This is a genomic window from Streptomyces griseus, from assembly GCF_001715295.1.
Lineage (GTDB): Bacteria > Actinomycetota > Actinomycetes > Streptomycetales > Streptomycetaceae > Streptomyces > Streptomyces griseus_G.
Map to the genome: position 1 here is coordinate 280,531 of NZ_MDKB01000006.1, position 18,501 is coordinate 299,031.

The window sequence follows — 18,501 nt, forward strand, 5'->3', positions numbered from 1 at the left end:
ACCCGCAGCGCGAAAACGGCTTTGCACCCCGTGGGATACTGGGGTGATCCTTCGCCCCCTACGGAAACGGCAGCCGCTCATGGCTTCGGTCCCCTCCCTCGCTTCCACGCTCCAGCAGCAGCTCGCGGACGCCCTGACGGCAGCTCTGCCGGAGGCCGGCGCCGCGGACCCGCTGCTGCGACGAAGCGAGCGGGCCGACTTCCAGGCCAACGGCATCCTCGCGCTCGCCAAGAAGCTCAAGGGCAACCCGCGGGAGCTGGCCGCCCAGGTCACGGTCGCCCTCCCGGCGGGTGAGCTCATCAAGGACATCGAGGTCTCCGGCCCCGGCTTCCTCAACGTGACGCTCACCGACCGGGCGATCACCACGACGCTCGCCGCACGTGCCGCCGACGGCGACCGGCTCGGCGTCCCGGAGAAGTCCGCCCCGGGCACGACCGTGATCGACTACGCCCAGCCGAACGTGGCCAAGGAGATGCACGTCGGCCACCTCCGGTCGGCCGTCATCGGTGACGCCATGGTCCAGATCCTGGAGTTCACCGGCGAGAAGGTGATCAGGCGCCACCACATCGGCGACTGGGGCACGCAGTTCGGCATGCTCATCCAGTACCTCTTCGAGCACCCGGGCGAGCTGAAGCACGAGGGTGACGAGGCGGACGGCGAGGCGGCGATGTCGTCCCTCAACCGCGTCTACAAGGCGTCGCGGGTCCTCTTCGACTCCGACGAGGAGTTCAAGGCCCGCTCCCGTGACCGTGTGGTGGCCCTCCAGGCCGGCGACCCCGAGACCCTGGCGCACTGGCAGCGCTTCGTCGACGAGTCGAAGATCTACTTCTACTCCGTCTTCGACAAGCTCGACATGGAGATCGACGACCCCGACATCGTCGGCGAGTCGGGCTACAACGACATGCTCGAGGAGACCTGCCGGATCCTGGAGGAGACGGGCGTCGCCGTCCGTTCCGAGGGTGCGCTGTGCGTCTTCTTCGACGACGTGAAGGGCCCGGACGGCAACCCGGTCCCCCTCATCGTCAAGAAGTCGAACGGCGGCTACGGCTACGCCGCCACCGACCTCTCCGCGATCCGGGACCGCGTCCGGAACCTCGGGGCCGACACCCTGCTCTACGTGGTGGACGCCCGGCAGTCCCTGCACTTCAAGATGGTCTTCGAGACGGCCCGCCGCGCCGGCTGGCTGAACGAGGACGTGAAGGCGCACCAGCTGGCCTTCGGCACCGTCCTCGGCAAGGACGGCAAGCCGTTCAAGACCCGTGAGGGCACCACCGTCCGGCTGGAGGACCTGCTGGACGAGGCCGTCGAGCGGGCCACCGCCGTGGTGCGCGAGAAGGCCGGGAAGGTGGGCCTCTCCGAGGAGGAGATCGCCGAGAACGGCCGGTACGTCGGCGTCGGCGCCGTGAAGTACGCGGACCTCTCGACCTCGGCCGTGCGGGACTACAAGTTCGACCTGGACCAGATGGTGTCGCTGAACGGCGACACCTCGGTGTACCTCCAGTACGCCTACGCCCGGATCCGCTCCATCCTGCGCAAGGCGGGCGAGGCGAGGCCGGCCGCGCACCCGGAGCTGGAACTGGCACAGGCCGAGCGCGCGCTGGGCCTGCACCTGGATCAGTTCGGCGAGGTCCTCGCCGACGTCGCCCAGGGGTACGAGCCGCACAAGCTCGCGGCGTACCTGTACCAGCTGGCCTCGCACCTCACCACGTTCTACGACCAGTGCCAGGTCCTGAGCGAGGACAATCCGGCGGAGGTCGTCGAGAACCGGCTGTTCCTCGTCGAACTCACCGCCCGCACCCTGCACCAGGGCATGCGGCTCCTCGGCATCAGGACGCCCGAGCGCCTCTGACGCGCCGTCCGTCGGCCTGCGGCCCGGCACCTCGCGTGCCGGGCCCCGCACCCGGCGGCCCGACGTCCTACTGGGGCCGGCCCAGCGCCCATCCCGACACGTCCGCCAGCCGCCCGCGCCACAGGGGCAGGTGCAGCGTTCCCGTGCCGCCGAGGAGGAGCGTGACGTCCCTCAGGTGGATCCAGCGCGGCAGGTGCCCCGCTCCCTCACCCGCGACCAGCTCCCGGATTCCCTGGTCCACGCTCTCGGGGAACTCCGCGATCAGGTTGGCGCCCTCGCCCTCGACCTGGCGCAGACTCCTCGCCCAGTCGGCCTTCCACGCCTCGTGACCGATCACGTCCCCGTGGAGCACACCGCCGGTGAGGGTCAGGGTGATCGGCAGACTGGACCGCAGCTCTCTGTCCAGCAGCTGGATCAGCAGTTGCAGCTGCAGGTCGGGCACCGGCTCCGTGATCACCGCAGCCGCTTCCGGTGGTGCCTGGACGGACTCGCTCATGGCGCACTCCCTTCACCTGACGGACGGCAGGTGAAGGCCCGTATGCCCCCCGCCGGGGCCGGCACACCCGAAGCGCCGGGACGCGTCCGTCACAGCCAGCGGCGGATCGGCAGGACGGCGGCCTCGCGCGCCCGCTGCACCGGGGAGCGGCGCTTCCACCGGCCGCCCTCGATCAGCTCGCTCCTCGTCAGGTCCTCCTCGAAGTGACCGTCCAGGACCGCGGTGAACTCCTGGTCCAGCACGGCGAGCATCACTTCCTCGTCGTGGTCGAGCGAGCGCCGGTTGAAGTTCGTCGAGCCGATCAGCGAGGCCACCCGGTCCACCGTCAGTGACTTCGTGTGCATCATCGTCGGCTGGTATTCGTAGATCTTCACACCGCAGCCGATGAGCTCCTCGTAGTGGTGCTGGCCCGCCAGCTGGCACACCCGCTTGTCCGTGTGCGGGCCGGGCAGCAGGATCTCCACGGTCACCCCCCGCCCCGCCGTGGCACAGAGGAGTTCCACGAAGTAGTCGTCGGGTGCGAAGTACGCCGTGGTGAGCCGCACCCGCTCCTCGGCGGATTCCATGACCACCCTGAGCAGGGTCTGCATGTCCTGCCACCCGAAGCTGGCCGAACCACGCACCACCTGCACGATCGCATCGCCCTGCGGACGCAGCTCGATGAACCGGTCACGCTCGGTGAACAGCTCCGCGTGGCACTCGGCCCAGTTCTGGGCGAACGCGGCGGCGAGACCGTCCACCGCGGGGCCGCGCACCTGCACGTGGGTGTCGCGCCACTCGTGCTCGTTCCGGGCGTCGCCGCACCATTCCTCGGCGATTCCCACCCCGCCGGTGAACGCCGTCTCCTCGTCGGTGATGAGCACCTTGCGGTGGCAGCGGTGGTTCTGCTTGAGCGGCGACAGGTACAGCGGCTTGCGGAACCACGCCACCTCCACGCCGGCCGCGTCCATCGTCGCCAACTGGTCCTTCTCGATCAGCCGGCTGCCGAAGCCGTCCAGAAGCAGCCGCACCCGCACCCCGGCGCGGGCCCGCTCCGACAGCGCCTCGGCGAATTCGCGGGCTATGTCACCGCGCCAGTACACGAACGTCATCATGTCCACGGTGTGCTCGGCGTCACGGATCGCGCCGAGCATCGCGGCGAATATCTCGTCCCCGTTGTGGAGCGGGAGCAGAGCGTTGCCCTCCGTGGCGGCGATACCGATCAGCCGCTCCAGCCGTCGCCGCAACCGCAGGATGCGCTCGGGGTAACCGGATTCCGGTCTGTGGTCTGTGTCACTGAACATGGGGCACCTGCCGAAGGGAGAAAATGGGAGTTCTCCGACTGTACTCCGCACCCCTCCGCAGCCGATCAGAGTTCGGGCTCCTCCCAGCGGGCCGTGTCCGGCCGGTAGCGGTACTCCGGCCGGCCCGTGAGGCTGCTCGTACGGAACGGCTTGCCGTTGTCGTCGATGCGCAGGGTCCCGCTGCGGCCGCCACTGCTCCACTCCAGCTCCAGGTACCAGGTCACGTCGTGGCCCTCCACATGGGCGTCGAGGTCGAACACCTCCACGTCCGTGGAGCTCACCCGGTACGGGAAGTCCTTGGCCGGTACGACGACGTCGCCGTGCTGCCCCGCGACCGGCCGTGAGCGCGGCAGGTTCTCGTCCAGGTCGATGTCGAAGGTCTGCGGCGTGATACCGCTGCCGCAGCCGTCCCCCATCGAGAACGCGGGCCAGGTGAGCGCCGGTTCGCGCCCCACGACCCGCACATGCAGGTCCTTGAGCACCACCGCTTCCCGCGACGTCCCCTGGAGGGTGAGTTCGAGCAGCATGTCGCCCCCGTCCACACCGCCGAGCGCCCTCGCCCAGCTGCGGGTGTCCTGGGGCGCGGGCGGTGGCGGCACGGTGCCGGGGTCACGGTCGAGCAGGTAGTACTGCCCGCAGGGCGACTCCCAGTTGTACGAGCTGATGACGGCGCTCACGGGGACGCCCCGCCCGTCCGCCCCGCCGCCCTGCCGCGCCGGGGCTCCGGCGGAGGCGGAGGAAGGGGACGAGGGAAAGGCGGAAGGGCTGTCGCCGGCCGACGGGGAGACCGGCGGGCTGGGCGTCGCGGACACGCCGGCGGTACGGCTCCCGTTCCCACTGACGCTCGGGACGACCGGGACGGTCACGTCCGCGGCCTCGGTACGTCCCAAGCCGTCGACGTCGTGCGTCAGGCCGCGGACGACGAGGGCGGCGGGCACGGTGAGCGCGACGAGGGCCACCGCGGCGAGCAGAACACGCCGGCGCCGGGAGGGCCGCCGGGCGGGCTCCGCCCCGGCCGGCGCGCGCGACTCCTCGGCAGCCTCGACGTCCCCGGGTGCGGGCCCTGAGACCGGACCCTCGACCGGCCGGGGACCGGATTCCCGTACCGCACCCCGCCCCGCGTCCTGCGCCCCTTCCGGGACCGGTTCCGGTTCTGGTTCCGGCGTGGACTCCGGTTCGGGCTCCGGTTCGGGCTCCGGTTCCTCGTGGCGGGTGACGCTCTCCGACGGGCCGGGGCCGGGCTCCGCTGCGGCGGCGGGCTCGGCCGCGGCACCTGCCCCCGCCTTCCGCGCCCCCCGCCGCTTCGCTTCGTCGGCCAGGATCCATTTCCGGTGCAGTCCGACGAGTTCGTCGGGAGTCGCCCGGCACACCCGGGCGAAGCGTTCGACCGGCGCGTAGTCAGGCGGCACGGCGTCGCCGTTGCAGTACCGGTGGACCGTCGACGTGCTCATGTGCAGCTTCCGGGCGAGCGCTCCGTAACTCAGCCCGGAACGCTCCTTGAGCCCACTCAGCTCTGCCGCGAAATCCTGGATCTCGGTACCCACCCCGACCGTTCCTCCCTCTGATCCGTCCCGGGAACGCGTTCCAGGGAGGACTTGTCTGCGCAGGTCAGAGGGTGTTTCGCCGTTCCACCGTCCCATGCCGGCCAGGAGCCGTTGCCCCCGGCTTCCAGCGCCGGACAGGATGGGGGCACACCGCCGGCCCCACCCTCGTCCACCCCGGGAGACGCAGTGCGTACCCGCTTCGGACTGAGCCTGACGGACGCGGTCGCCACAGGAGTGCTGATCGCCTCCACAGCGACCGTCGTCACGCTCCTGTGCCACCTCTGACCACTCGTCATTGTCCAGTACATCCAGCACGGCCCGGTGCGCCAAAGCGGCGCCCCGGGCACGACCGACCTTCTGAACGGGGAGAACCACCTCATGCGCAACCGTCACGTCCGCCGCGCCGCCCGCACCTCCGCCCTCGCCACCGCCGCACTGCTGGCCGCGGTCACACTGACCGCCTGTCAGCAGGACGGCCAGGCGGCGGACAGCTCCGCCCCGGCGGCCGCCGCCCCGTCCGAGCAGCCGCCGGCCGGCCGCGAGGCGCCTGCCGACCAGGGCAAGGGTTCCACCGGTTCGGCTTCGGGCAACGCCGGTCAGGACTCCGCCGCGAGCTCCGACTCGGGTTCCGGTTCGGGCTCGGGATCCGGTTCCGGATCGGCCCACGCCCAGCCCGTCGCGAGCAGGCCGAAGGGCACCGGCAGCGACAGCGGTCCCGTCACCCTCGCGTGTCACGGCGGGAACACCAAGGTGACGCTCACCGCGGTCACCCGCCCCGTCAACCACATGCTGCTCACCGTGACGAACACCGGCTCGAAGGCCTGCAACGCCTACTACTACCCGTTCCTGCGGTTCGGCGAGGCACAGGCCGTCCCCGACGTCTTCGAGGACAGCAAGCCGCAGGCCGTGGTCACCCTCAGCCCCGGGGAGTCCGCCTACTCCGGCGTCATGACCTCCTCCGCCGACGGAAGCGGCACGGGCGGCTACTCCACGAAGGACCTGACGGTCAGCTTCCAGGGCCGTGAGGGCTCCGGTTCCACCGGCACTTCGGCGCGCGTCCCGCTCGCCAAGCCGGTCTACGTCGACAGCACCCTGGCCGTCACCTACTGGCAGACGGAGATGGACGACGCCCTGATGTACTGATCCCACCCCCGGGAGCCCCGTCCTCCGCGCAGCCACGCCTGGTGACCGATCCCGGCGTGGCTGCGGGCGTTCACGGCGGCACGCCCCCGGCCCTGTCCCCGCATCCGTACGGAAAACGAGAACGCCTCGGGGTCGCCATGGAGAACCCGGACGGCCACCGGCTCGTGCACCGCACGCGCGTCCGGACCACCTCCTGTGCCACCGCCCTCTGCCGACGGCGGTGGCTTCCCGCGCGCCGGTCCGTACGCGTGAGACCGGGGTGCGGAAGGCTGGAGCCCATGCGGAAACTGACCTACGGCATGAACCTGTCCCTGGACGGCTACATCGCCGCGCCCGGCGACGACATCGGATGGAGCGTGCCGAGCGACGAGCTGTTCCAGTTCTGGTCCGACCGGTTGCAGGCGACCGGCCTGTCGCTGTACGGACGCAAGCTGTGGCAGACGATGAGCTCCCACTGGCCGACCGGCGACCAGCGGCCCGACGCCACCCCGCAGGAGATCGAGTTCGCGCGCCGCTGGCGGGACAGGGAGAAGGTGGTGTTCTCCTCGACGACCGACGAGGTCGACTGGAACACCCGCCTGGTCACCGGCGACGCGGTCGCCGAGATCGCCCGGCTCAAGTCCGAGGACGGCGGCCCGATGGACATCGGCGGCGCGACGCTCGCCGGAGCGGCCGTGCGGGCCGGGCTGATCGACGAGTACGTGCTGGCCACCGCGCCGGTCCTGGTGGGCGGCGGCACACCGTTCTTCCCCGTGCTGGACAGCTGGGTGAACCTGAACCTGGTGGAGACGCGGACGCTTCCCTGCGGCGTGATCCTCACCAGGTACGAGACGAGACGCTGAGCGTCCGTCGCACGCCAGGACGACGATGAGCAGCCACACGAACGGGGCACGTCCGGCGGAAGCGACGGCGGCGGGCCCAGAAGTGCCTCGTGGGCCAGGAGACGTGGTCGTTCCGGTGGGACTGAGTAGGAGCGCCCATGTGCCCGCTCGCCCACCCCGGTTGACTCGTACACATGCCCGACGACCTGCTCGATCCCCGTAGCCCTCACGCCTGGATCGCACCCCTGCTCTCGACACTTCTCACCCTGCCCGCAGCGGGGACGGCGCTCTTCTACGGTGCGCTCTCCCCCATGGCCTGCGACGCGTGCAACGGCGCCGCCGCCGACCGCTTCACCGACTCGTTCGCCGTGGGCTGGGGTGTCCTCCGCGTGGGCCTGCTGCTGTCCCTGGTCGTGCTGGTGGCGAGCTGGGCCCTGCCCTGGCGCCGACGGCGCGATCCGGCCCGCGTGTTGCTCGCGTGCGCCGCCCCCGCCGTCGTGCTGTGCGCCTTCGTCGCCTTCATGGGCCTCGTCGACTGGCCCTGACCGGGCGTCAGGGAGCGTCGAGCAGGCCGCGGAGTCCCCCGGCGTGCGCACGGACATCCCGTTCGGCGGGCAGTGCGACGGAGGCCTCCGGCCCCCGCGCTCAGACGGCCGGCAGGTGCGGCGGAGACCGCCGCAGGACCTCGGCCCGACCGGGTGCCCCGCGCCCGGCGCATCCCCCCGTCGCTCGCCCGGCGGGCCGACCGGCACCGGGCGGCAGCGGGGCGGCGGCGGGGCGGCGGGCGCCTGGGGCGGGCTCCCGTCCGTGCGACGGCGGCGGACGAAGCCGACCGGTGAGCCGCCCTGGGCGGGCAGCCCTGCGACCAGGGCACCGACGAGACGGGCTGCGTCCGCACCACGCGCGAACCACCCCGCGGCCGGCAGCCCTCGGCATCACGTTCGGCCGCACCCGGACCGACGAACGCCGCGCTCCCCCGCCGCCCGGTCCGCTCGTCGGGCACCACCGGCCCGGCCAGGACGTCGTCGTCAGGCCCGCGGTGGCCGGATGCCCGGAGACGCCCGGCCTCAGCGCCCGAGCCGCTGCGCGACCTCCGTCGCCCAGTACGTCAGAATCATCCGCGCGCCCGCCCGCCGGATGCCCAGCAGGCTCTCCATGATCGCCGCATCGCGGTCGATCCAGCCCTTCTCGGCGGCGGCCTCGATCATCGCGTACTCGCCGCTGATCTGGTACGCCGCGACCGGCACGTCCACCGACTCGGCGACCTTGGCCAGGATGTCGAGGTACGGGCCGGCGGGCTTGACCATGACCATGTCGGCGCCCTCCTCCAGGTCGAGCGCCAGCTCGCGCAGCGACTCACGGATGTTCGCCGGGTCCTGCTGGTAGGTCTTGCGGTCGCCCTTGAGCGAGGAGCCGACCGCCTCACGGAACGGGCCGTAGAAGGCGGAGGAGTACTTCGCGGTGTAGGCGAGGATCGACACGTCCTCGTGGCCCGTCTGGTCCAGTGCGTCGCGGATCACGCCGACCTGGCCGTCCATCATCCCGCTCGGACCCACCACGTGGGCACCCGCGTCCGCCTGGACCTGGGCCATCTCGGCGTACCGCTCCAGCGTGGCGTCGTTGTCGACGCGACCGTCCTCGGTCAGCACCCCGCAGTGGCCGTGGTCGGTGTACTCGTCCAGACACAGGTCGGACATGACCACGAGATCGTCGCCCACCTCCTTGCGGACCGCTCGCAGGCCGGCCTGGAGGATGCCCTCCGGATCGGTTCCCGCCGTGCCCCGGGCGTCCTTCTTCCCGTCCAGCGGTACGCCGAAGAGCATGATCCCCGAGACCCCGGCCGCGACCGCGTCGACGGCGGCCTTCCGCAGCGTGTCCAGGGTGTGCTGCTGCACGCCGGGCATGGCCGAGATGGCGACCGGGGCGTCGATACCCTCGCGTACGAACGCGGGCAGGATCAGGTTCGCCGGGTCGAGCCGGGTCTCGGCGACCATACGGCGCATGACGGGGGTGGTCCGCAGCCGGCGGGGCCGCGAGCCGGGGAAGTTACCGTACTCAGTCATCCTTCGAGACTAGACCCGCACACATCACCGGTTTACCGACAGCCCGGCCGGAAAAAGCAGCGGGGGCCGGCCGCTCCGCAAGGAAGCGACCGGGCCCCGCACATCCGCTCCGGCCGGTCAGGTCGTCGTCCGGCGCCGTCTCGCACCAGGACGGCGCTCGCTCGGCCGCGTCACCGGGTCACCGGCCTCCTTCGCCGCGTCCCGGCGCTGCGCGCCGAAGTCCGCCAGCGCCTGGGCCAGCTTGTGCACCGAAGGCTCCGGGGACAGCACGTCGACCCGCAGGCCGTGCTCCTCCGCGGTCTTCGCCGTGGCCGGACCGATGCACGCGATCACCGTCACGTTGTGCGGCTTGCCCGCGATGCCCACCAGGTTGCGCACCGTCGAGGACGAGGTGAAGAGCACCGCGTCGAACCCGCCGCCCTTGATCGCCTCCCGGGTGTCGGCCGGCGGCGGCGAGGCGCGGACCGTGCGGTACGCGGTGACGTCGTCGACCTCCCAGCCCAGCTCGATGAGCCCGGCCACCAGCGTCTCCGTGGCGATGTCCGCCCGCGGCAGGAACACCCGGTCGATCGGGTCGAAGACCGGGTCGTACGGCGGCCAGTCCTCCAGCAGACCGGCGGCCGACTGCTCACCCGACGGAACCAGGTCCGGCTTCACACCGAAGTCGATCAGCGCGGCCGCCGTCTGCTCACCCACGGCCGCGACCTTGATCCCGGCGAAGGCACGGGCGTCGAGCCCGTACTCCTCGAACTTCTCCCGCACGGCCTTCACCGCGTTCACCGAGGTGAAGGCGATCCACTCGTAGCGGCCCGTCACCAGGCCCTTGACCGCGCGCTCCATCTGCTGGGGCGTACGCGGCGGCTCCACGGCGATCGTCGGCACCTCGTGGGGCACCGCACCGTACGAACGCAGCTGGTCGGAGAGCGACGCCGCCTGCTCCTTCGTACGCGGCACGAGCACCTTCCAGCCGAACAGCGGCTTGGACTCGAACCACGCCAGCTGGTCGCGCCGGGCGGCGGAGCTGCGCTCCCCGACCACGGCTATGACCGGCTGGTGCCCGTCCGGCGACGGAAGGACCTTCGCCTGCTTCAGCACCTGGGCGATCGTCCCGAGGGTCGCCGTCCAGGTCCGCTGGCGCGTCGTGGTGCCCGCGATCGTGACCGTGAGCGGGGTGTCGGGCTTGCGGCCCGCCGAGACCAGCTCACCGGCGGCCGCGCCCACCGAGTCGAGCGACGCCGACACGACGGCCGTCGCGTCGCTCGCGCCGACCTCGGCCCAGCAGCGGTCCGAGGCGTTACGGGCGTCGACGAAGCGCACATCGGCGCCCTGCGCGTCCCGCAGCGGCACCCCGGCGTACGCGGGCACGCCGACGGCGTTCGCCACACCGGGAACCACCTCGAAGGGCACACCCGCGGCGGCGCAGGCGAGCATCTCCGCACCCGTGTCGCCGTCCATACCGGGGTCGCCGGCGACAGCACGGACGACCCGCCTGCCGCCCTTGGCGGCCTCCATGACAAGATTGGCGGCATCCCTGAGGACGGGGACCCCGGCGGCTGCTGACGCCATGTCAACAACCGTCATCTCAGGCGTGCTCACCCCTGCCCGCGCATGGCAGCGAACGACGTCGAGAACGTCGGGTTCCGCCACAAGGACGTCCGCGCTCGCGAGCGCCTCGACAGCGCGAAGAGTCAGCAGTCCCGGGTCGCCGGGACCGGCGCCGAGGAAGGTGACGTGCCCTGCGGGCAGGACAGGGAAGTCGGATACGACGGGGCCGGTGGGGCTCAAAGTGCTCGCTCCCCCATAAGACCGGCCGCACCCTTGGCAAGCATCTCGGCCGCGAGTTCGCGACCGAGGGCCGCCGCGTCGTCGTGCGACGTGGGGACGGAACCGGTGATGGACAGCTGGACCATGCTGGTGCCGTCGGGGGAACCGACGACACCGCGCAGGCGCAGTTCGTTGACAGTCTGCCCGTCGACCAGGAGGTCGGCCAGCGCACCCACAGGTGCGGAGCAGCCGGCCTCCAGGGCGGCGAGCAGGGCGCGCTCGGCGGTCACGGCGGCCCGGGTGTGCGGGTCGTCGAGCTCGGCGAGAGCTGCGGCGAGGTCGGCGCTGCTCGCAGCGCACTCGATCGCCAGTGCTCCCTGACCGGGAGCGGGCAGGACGGTGGCGACCGGCAGGAAGTCGGTCACCTCACCGGTCCGTCCGAGACGGCTGAGCCCGGCGGCGGCGAGAACCACCGCGTCCAGCTCACCGCTTCGTACGAAACCGATACGCGTGTCGACGTTGCCACGGATCGCCACGGTCTCGATGTCGAGGCCGTGCGACCGGGCGTACGCGTTGAGCTGCGCCATCCGGCGCGGCGAACCGGTGCCGACGCGGGCACCGGACGGCAGCTGCCCGAGGGTCAGCCCGTCCCGCGCCACCAGTACGTCGCGCGGGTCCTCGCGCTGCGGTACGGCGGCCAGGACGAGGCCCTCCGGCTGTGCGGTCGGCAGATCCTTGAGCGAGTGGACGGCGAAGTCCACCTCGCCGCGCAGCAGCGCCTCGCGCAGGGCGGCGACGAACACGCCGGTCCCGCCGATCTGCGCCAGGTGCTCCCGGGAGATGTCGCCGTACGTCGTGATCTCGACCAGTTCGACGGCGCGCCCGGTCACCTCGCCGACGGCCTCGGCGACGATGCCGGACTGCGCCATGGCGAGCTTGCTGCGCCGGGTGCCGAGCCGGAGCGGCTCGGTGGTCTCCCCGCCCAGGGGTGAGTTGTCGGTCATGACCGCCCTCTATTCGGGTCGTTCAGGTCTGCCCGGGAGACGGCGGCCACCGTCTGCGGGTCGAGGTCGAAGAGTTCCCGCAGCGCGTCGGCGTACCCGGCGCCGCCGGGCTCACTGGCGAGCTGCTTGACCCGCACGGTGGGCGCGTGCAGGAGCTTGTCGACGACGCGGCGCACGGTCTGTGTGATCTCGGCGCGCTGCTTCTCGTCCAGGTCGGGGAGGCGTCCGTCGAGCCGCGCGATCTCGCCGGCCACCACATCGGCGGCCATGGTGCGCAGGGCGACCACGGTCGGCGTGATGTGGGCGGCCCGCTGGGCGGCTCCGAACGCGGCGACCTCCTCGGCGACGAGCGTGCGCACCCGGTCCACATCGGCGGCCATCGGGGCGTCCGCGGACGCCTCCGCGAGCGACTCGATGTCGACGAGGCGCACACCGTCGACGCGGTGGGCCGCTCCGTCGATGTCACGCGGCATGGCGAGGTCGAGGAGGTGAAGCCGTACGGGACCGGTGGCCGGGGGCGGCGCGGGTGCCCGGCGCACGGGCCGCGCCGGGCCGGCCGCGGCAGCGCTTCCGTTCTCCACCCAGGCGGCGTGCCGGTCCAGCTCGGCGGGCACGGCGGCCGGGGCCGTGGCCGGCCGGTCCGCGGTGTCGAAGCTGACACCGAGCGCCTCGGCGACGGCCTCGGCGGTCAGCACGAGACCGGTCGCGCCGGTGCACGAGACGACGACGTCGGCACGTGTCAGTTCGCCCGCCACCGCGCCCATCTCCACGGCGCGCGCCCGGCTCCGACCGCTCTGGCCGAGGATCTCGACGAGCCGGTCGGCACGGGCCCGGGTCCGGTTGGCGACGACGACCTCGGCGACACCGGCACGCACCAGGGTGGCGGCGGCGAGGGAGGACATCGAGCCGGCGCCGATCACCAGGGCGCGTTTGCCCGCGGCCCACCCGGTCACCTCGGCGCCGTCCGCGAGCTGCTCCAGGCCGAACGTGACGAGCGACTGCCCGGCCCGGTCGATCCCGGTCTCGCTGTGGGCGCGCTTGCCGACCCGTAGGGCCTGCTGGAAGAGGTCGTTCAGCAGGCGTCCCGCGGTGTGGAGCTCCTGGCCCAGGGCGAGCGCGTCCTTGATCTGGCCGAGGATCTGTCCCTCGCCGACGACCATCGAGTCCAGTCCGCACGCCACCGAGAAGAGGTGGTGGACCGCACGGTCCTCGTAGTGCACGTAGAGATACGGAGTGAGCTCGTCCAGCCCGACCCCGCTGTGCTGCGCGAGCAGCGTGGACAGCTCGGCCACGCCGGCGTGGAACTTGTCCACGTCCGCGTACAGCTCGATGCGGTTGCAGGTGGCCAGCACGGCCGCCTCGGTCGCGGGCTCCGCGGCGAGGGTGTCCTGCAGCAGCTTCATCTGGACGTCGGCCGGCAGCGAGGCCCGCTCCAGCACGGAGACGGGGGCGCTGCGGTGGCTGAGTCCTACGACCAGGAGGCTCATGCCGGCATCACGGCGGGCATGTCCCCGTCGGGTCCCTTCCGGCCGGTGGGGGTGGCGCGCACGGGCGGCGCCTGCCCGGCTCCGGCGTCGGCGTCCACGACCGCGACACCTTCGGCAGCGGCTTCCTCGCCGGCCTTGCGCTGCTCGTGGAAGGCGAGGATCTGGAGTTCGATGGAGAGGTCCACCTTGCGCACGTCGACGCCGTCGGGCACGGAGAGCACCGTGGGCGCGAAGTTCAGGATGGACGTCACCCCGGCCGCGACGAGCCGGTCGCAGACCTGCTGGGCCGCACCGGGCGGGGTGGTGATGACGCCGATGGACACACCGTTGTCACTGATGATCCGGTCCAGGTCGTCGGTGTGCTGGACGGCGATCCCGGCGACGGGCGTACCCGTCATGGCGGGGTCCGCGTCGATCAGGGCGGCGACGCGGAACCCACGGGAGGCGAACCCCCCGTAGTTGGCGAGGGCGGCGCCGAGGTTACCGATGCCGACGATGGCGACGGGCCAGTCCTGGGTGAGCCCGAGTTCGCGGGAGATCTGGTAGACGAGATACTCGACGTCGTACCCGACACCGCGGGTGCCGTAGGAGCCCAGGTAGCTGAAGTCCTTGCGCAGCTTGGCGGAGTTGACTCCCGCCGCCGCGGCGAGTTCCTCGGAGGAGACCGTGGGAACCGAGCGCTCGGAGAGCGCCGTCAGTGCGCGTAGATACAGCGGTAGCCGGGCGACGGTGGCCTCGGGAATTCCTCGGCTACGGGTCGCCGGTCGGTGAGTTCGGCCAGTTGCCACGGTGCTCCTGCGGGATGAGCGGGGCTGCAGGCGGCCGTATGTCCAAAGACCGCCCCGTCCACAGCAGGCTATGTCTTTGTGAACGCGTGCACAAAGATAGTGTCCGTTTTGTCCGGTCAAAGTGACCGGGGTCACGCGTATTCCTCGGGCGAACCCGGAACCAGGAACCTCGTCAGCCCGTTGCAGGCCTGAAGGGGGCAAGGCGGTACACACTCCTCATGTCCACGCCCCCGAGACCACTCAAAACGCCCACAATGGTAGCCGGGTTCCGCCAGGGAAGCGCCCGCCGCGCACCGCCACGCGGGCTACGCACCCAGCGCCGCCCGCAGCCTCGCCGGGTCCACCCGCCAGAACGTGTGCTGTACGCCATCGATCAGCACCACCGGAATCTGCTCCCAGTACTCCTTGTGCAAGGCCTCGTCCCGGGTGATGTCCTTCTCCGTCCACGAGGCGCCGGTCTCCTCGCAGACCGCGCTCACCACCGTCCGCGCCTCGTCACACAGATGGCAGCCGGGCTTCCCCACGAGGGTCACCACCCGGTCCGCGGGCTTCTTCCTGGCACGACGCAACAGGGCACTCATGCCCCCATTCTGCGCCCACCGGGCACCGACTCCGTCACCCGTTCGACATGACGCCCCCGAAGAGTTCACACCGCGGCATCCCGCCGGGTCCGGAACGGCCGAACGGAATGGTTATGCTCACGCCATGGCCGCTCTTGGATGGCTCACACCCCGCAGGCGCCCCGCCACGGCACGGAGCGTGCTGGCCGGCGAGGCCGCGGCCGAGGCCGCGCAGAAGGCGACGCTCCCCGCCGACGAGTCCCCTCTCCCCGCCGACGCCCTGGAACTGCTGACCGCCGTCGAGGAGACCGCCGAGCCGGCCTTCCCGGTGGCCGGGGACGAGCGGGCGGCCGCCTTCTTCGACCTCGACAACACCGTGATGCAGGGCGCCGCGCTCTTCCACTTCGGCAGGGGCCTGTACAAACGGAAGTTCTTCCAGCGCCGCGAACTGACCCGGTTCGCCTGGCAGCAGGCGTGGTTCCGGCTGGCCGGCGTCGAGGACCCGGAACACATGCAGGACGCCCGCGACAGCGCCCTGTCCATCGTCAAGGGCCACCGCGTCTCCGAGTTGATGTCCATCGGCGAGGAGATCTACGACGAGTACATGGCCGACCGCATCTGGCCCGGCACCCGCGCCCTCGCCGAGGCCCACCTCGACGCGGGCCAGAAGGTCTGGCTGGTCACGGCAGCCCCCGTGGAGACCGCCACGATCATCGCCCGCCGCCTCGGCCTGACCGGCGCCCTGGGCACCGTCGCCGAATCGGTCGACGGCGTCTACACCGGCCGCCTGGTCGGCGAACCGCTGCACGGTCCGGCAAAGGCCGAGGCGGTGCGCGCCCTGGCTGCGGCGGAGGGACTCGACCTGGACCGCTGCGCCGCCTACAGCGACTCGCACAACGACATCCCGATGCTCTCCCTGGTCGGCCACCCGTACGCGATCAACCCCGACTCCAAACTGCGCAAGCACGCCCGGGCCCTGGACTGGCGGCTGCGCGACTACCGCACGGGCCGCAAGGCCGCCAAGGTCGGCATCCCGGCGGCCGCGGGAGTCGGCGCGCTGGCCGGCGGCACCGCCGCCGCGGTCGCCCTGCACCGCCGCCGCCGCTGAACCGGGGCGGCCCGCCGCCCGCGCCGGCGATCCGCACCGGCCACCGCTCCCTGCCGGGCGGAACGCGCCGCCCGGCAGGCACGACCGCCGGGCCACGCCCGGGCCGTACAGCCGATCGTGAGCGGTTCGCCCGTCTCCGGCACCCACCGCTCCGGCCAGTCGCGTTGCGTACGCACGACCACAACCCGTCGCCTCCGCAGACAGTTGACGAAGCAAATCGATCAATTATCGATCACTATCTGCTGCCCGAACCGTCACTTAGAGGTTACCGAAGCGACGTAACCGGTGATTTAAGCAACTGGGTGTAGCACCGCCTGTACGAAGCGTTATTCTCCTCAGACGCACAAGGAGCCCGCCCCCCACTACCACGGGTGACGGTTTTCGAACTGCACGTGATGGAAGCTCTGCCTCTGGGAGTCCCGTGTACCCACACGTCGGGGTTGACACCTCGGGCCTGGCTACGCTGCGCGCAACGGTCCTCGACCTCTTGCGCGGCTTCGTCCCCACCGCGTACGCCGCCCCCGCATTTGCCACCCCTGCACCTGCCGGCCCCTGCTACGCGCTGGCCGAGCGCAGCGCGGCGGTCGGAAGACGCAGCAACCGCGGCGCCACGGCCACGGCTACGTCCGCCGTCCGCCGTCCGACAGCCGACAGCGACAGCGCGCGCATGATGGACCTCGTCGAGCGCGCGCAGGCCGGTGAGGCCGAGGCCTTCGGCCGCCTGTACGACCAGTACAGCGACACCGTGTACCGGTACATCTACTACCGCGTGGGAGGGAAGGCCACAGCGGAGGACCTCACCAGCGAGACGTTCCTGCGCGCACTCCGCCGCATCTCCACCTTCACCTGGCAGGGGCGGGACTTCGGCGCCTGGCTGGTCACGATCGCCCGGAACCTGGTCGCCGACCACTTCAAATCCAGTCGTTTCCGACTGGAAGTGACCACCGGCGAGATGCTCGACGCCAACGAGGTCGCGCGGAGCCCCGAGGACTCCGTCCTGGAGTCCCTCTCCAACGCCGCACTGCTGCAGGCCGTACGGCGGCTCAACCCGCAACAGCAGGAGTGCGTCACGCTGAGGTTCCTGCAGGGCCTCTCGGTCGCCGAGACCGCCCGGGTCATGGGAAAGAACGAGGGCGCCATCAAGACGTTGCAGTACCGCGCCGTCCGCACCCTTGCCCGCCTCCTGCCCGACGACGCACGCTGAGGCCACCGCACCCACGGCCCATCCTCCTCCCGACCCCCGGACACGCTCGGCGGGGTCCCTCCAGGGGACCTCTCGTCACCTCCAGTGACGTGCTCGTGACACACCGCAGGATCGCTCTCCGTCCGTAACCCAACTGCCGCGCCCCTCGTTGTGCCGGATGCAGGCCCCCTGTCACCACCCGGACCGGACCCACTCGCTCGATCGTGTGGGAAAACATCCGGTGGGCAACCTTCCGGACCCTCAGGGGAGTCGACCGTCATGACGAGAGGAGGTGCCGCCAGTGATCGCAAACGTTTCGGCACACCGGCGGGCGAACGCCTTCGCCCAGGCCCTGGAGGAGCAGTCGCCCCAGGGTGCGGCGGCCGTACAGCCCGAGGAGCCGGCCGAACAGGCCGACCACGGACCGCTGTTGGCCCTGGCGAACGGCCTCGGCGAGCTACCGGGACCGGAATTGGATCCCGAGGTCAAAGTGGTGCAGCGAGCCCAGCTCGTCGCCGCCATGGAAACCATGTTCGCCGAAGGTGGTGCGTCCACGGGCCCTACGGTGCCCGAACAGCGGAGCAAGGGAGCACACCGTGCCTCCCCGCTCCGGAAGCTGCGTCCGCGCTCCCGCTGGGCGAAGGGCCTCACCGCCGGCGGACTCACGGTCGGAGTGGCCGCGGGAGCCTTCGGCGGAGTGGCCGCTGCCAGTTCCGACGCCCTGCCGGGTGATTCGCTGTACGGGCTCAAGCGCGGCATGGAGGACCTCCAGCTCGGCATGGCCGACGGCGACGCCGACCGCGGTGAGGCCTACCTGGACCAGGCGTCGACCCGCCTGAGCGAGGCCCGCCGGCTGATGGAGCGTGCCCGCGCCGGCGAGCTGGACCACGAGTCGCTCGGCGAGGTCAGACGCACCCTCGACCGCATGACGCGGGACGCCACCGAGGGCCACCGCCTGCTCCACTCCGCCTACCGCCGGGACGGGGCCATCGGACCGATCAGGACGCTGGACTCCTTCTCCCGTTCGCACCGCGCGAGCTGGAGCAGCCTCCGCGACCGGCTGCCCGTGCAGCTGACCGACATCGGCGAGAAGGTCAGCTCCGTGTTCGAGGCCATGGACCAGGAGGTCGCACCGCTCCAGGCCCTGCTGCCGCCCACCCCGGACAGCGGAGACGAGGCAGAGCGGCCCGCCGCCCCGGATCCCGGCGGCAACCCCTCGGGGCCGGCCGGCGCGGCGCCCTCCTCGCCGGCGGCGCCGCACGGCAAGGACGGCAGCACGGCCCCCGAGCCGTCCGGCTCCGGAGGCGGCCCGGCCGAGGGCCTGATCAACGGCGGCACCGACGGCCTGCTCGACGACCTTCCCACCGGAGGCGCCACCCCGTCCGCCCCCGGCGACGAGGCCGATCCC

The 18,501-nt window shown here is 71.7% G+C and carries 16 protein-coding genes; 7 read left to right on the forward strand and 9 right to left on the reverse strand.

All coding sequences use genetic code 11. The features are described 5' to 3' along the window. Window positions 1-79: 79 nt before the first annotated feature. Window positions 80-1,849, forward strand: a complete 1,770-nt coding sequence (argS, locus tag BA175_RS28940) for an arginine--tRNA ligase (RefSeq protein ID WP_069174526.1) — start codon at window positions 80-82, stop codon at window positions 1,847-1,849. A gap of 67 nt (window positions 1,850-1,916) precedes the next feature. Here the strand turns inward: argS and BA175_RS28945 are convergent, their stop codons facing one another. The 3 genes from BA175_RS28945 to BA175_RS28955 form a co-directional block, all read right to left on the reverse strand. After that, entirely contained in the window at window positions 1,917-2,345 is a 429-nt protein-coding gene (locus BA175_RS28945; RefSeq protein ID WP_069174527.1) for a hypothetical protein, read from the reverse strand. A gap of 89 nt (window positions 2,346-2,434) precedes the next feature. Then, the gene (locus BA175_RS28950; protein ID WP_069174528.1) at window positions 2,435-3,628 is read right to left on the reverse strand and encodes a phospholipase D-like domain-containing protein; all 1,194 of its coding nucleotides are present in this window, start codon (window positions 3,626-3,628) and stop codon (window positions 2,435-2,437) included. Window positions 3,629-3,693: 65 nt separating this feature from the next. Continuing rightward, window positions 3,694-5,172 (reverse strand): helix-turn-helix domain-containing protein, encoded by a 1,479-nt coding sequence (locus tag BA175_RS28955; RefSeq protein WP_069174529.1) that lies wholly within the window; start codon window positions 5,170-5,172, stop codon window positions 3,694-3,696. 378 nt (window positions 5,173-5,550) lie between these two features. Here BA175_RS28955 and BA175_RS28960 point away from each other — a divergent pair, with 378 nt between their 5' ends. The 3 genes from BA175_RS28960 to BA175_RS28970 all read left to right on the forward strand — a co-directional run bounded on the left by BA175_RS28960 (window position 5,551) and on the right by BA175_RS28970 (window position 7,681). Further along, a complete protein-coding gene (locus BA175_RS28960; protein ID WP_069174530.1) occupies window positions 5,551-6,315 on the forward strand; it encodes a DUF4232 domain-containing protein in 765 nt (254 codons plus the stop codon). Between the two features lie 278 nt (window positions 6,316-6,593). Continuing rightward, the gene (locus BA175_RS28965; RefSeq protein WP_069174563.1) at window positions 6,594-7,157 is read left to right on the forward strand and encodes a dihydrofolate reductase family protein; all 564 of its coding nucleotides are present in this window, start codon (window positions 6,594-6,596) and stop codon (window positions 7,155-7,157) included. Window positions 7,158-7,330: 173 nt separating this feature from the next. Then, complete coding sequence (locus BA175_RS28970) at window positions 7,331-7,681, forward strand: hypothetical protein (RefSeq protein WP_069174531.1); 351 nt, start codon at window positions 7,331-7,333, stop codon at window positions 7,679-7,681. Between the two features lie 522 nt (window positions 7,682-8,203). On the opposite strand, the gene hemB is transcribed toward BA175_RS28970, so the two are convergent. The 6 genes from hemB to BA175_RS29000 all read right to left on the reverse strand — a co-directional run bounded on the left by hemB (window position 8,204) and on the right by BA175_RS29000 (window position 14,823). Further along, window positions 8,204-9,199: a porphobilinogen synthase gene (gene hemB / locus BA175_RS28975; protein ID WP_069174532.1), complete on the reverse strand. Its 996-nt coding sequence runs from the start codon at window positions 9,197-9,199 to the stop codon at window positions 8,204-8,206. A 117-nt stretch (window positions 9,200-9,316) separates the two neighbouring features. After that, complete coding sequence (locus BA175_RS28980) at window positions 9,317-10,984, reverse strand: uroporphyrinogen-III synthase (RefSeq protein WP_069174533.1); 1,668 nt, start codon at window positions 10,982-10,984, stop codon at window positions 9,317-9,319. Continuing rightward, a complete protein-coding gene (hemC, locus tag BA175_RS28985) occupies window positions 10,981-11,967 on the reverse strand; it encodes a hydroxymethylbilane synthase (RefSeq protein ID WP_069174534.1) in 987 nt (328 codons plus the stop codon). The genes BA175_RS28980 and hemC overlap by 4 nt, the downstream gene beginning before the upstream one ends. Further along, on the reverse strand, window positions 11,964-13,454 hold the full coding sequence (locus BA175_RS28990) for a glutamyl-tRNA reductase (protein WP_069174535.1): 1,491 nt from the start codon (window positions 13,452-13,454) through the stop codon (window positions 11,964-11,966). Before BA175_RS28990 ends, hemC begins: the two co-directional genes overlap by 4 nt. After that, complete coding sequence (locus BA175_RS28995) at window positions 13,451-14,242, reverse strand: redox-sensing transcriptional repressor Rex (RefSeq protein WP_069174536.1); 792 nt, start codon at window positions 14,240-14,242, stop codon at window positions 13,451-13,453. Before BA175_RS28995 ends, BA175_RS28990 begins: the two co-directional genes overlap by 4 nt. A 305-nt stretch (window positions 14,243-14,547) precedes the next feature. Then, window positions 14,548-14,823 carry a glutaredoxin family protein gene (locus BA175_RS29000; RefSeq protein ID WP_069174537.1) on the reverse strand — a complete coding sequence of 92 codons (276 nt, stop codon included), beginning with the start codon at window positions 14,821-14,823 and terminating at the stop codon, window positions 14,548-14,550. 124 nt (window positions 14,824-14,947) lie between these two features. Between BA175_RS29000 and BA175_RS29005 the strand changes: the two genes are divergently transcribed. The 3 genes from BA175_RS29005 to BA175_RS31485 all read left to right on the forward strand — a co-directional run. Beyond that, entirely contained in the window at window positions 14,948-15,910 is a 963-nt protein-coding gene (locus BA175_RS29005; protein WP_069174538.1) for an HAD family hydrolase, read from the forward strand. 421 nt (window positions 15,911-16,331) lie between these two features. Then, on the forward strand, window positions 16,332-17,114 hold the full coding sequence (locus BA175_RS29010) for an ECF subfamily RNA polymerase sigma factor, BldN family (protein WP_069174539.1): 783 nt from the start codon (window positions 16,332-16,334) through the stop codon (window positions 17,112-17,114). Between the two features lie 280 nt (window positions 17,115-17,394). Beyond that, window positions 17,395-18,501: DUF5667 domain-containing protein (locus BA175_RS31485; RefSeq protein WP_079159876.1), on the forward strand; the 1,107-nt coding region annotated here is incomplete at its 3' end.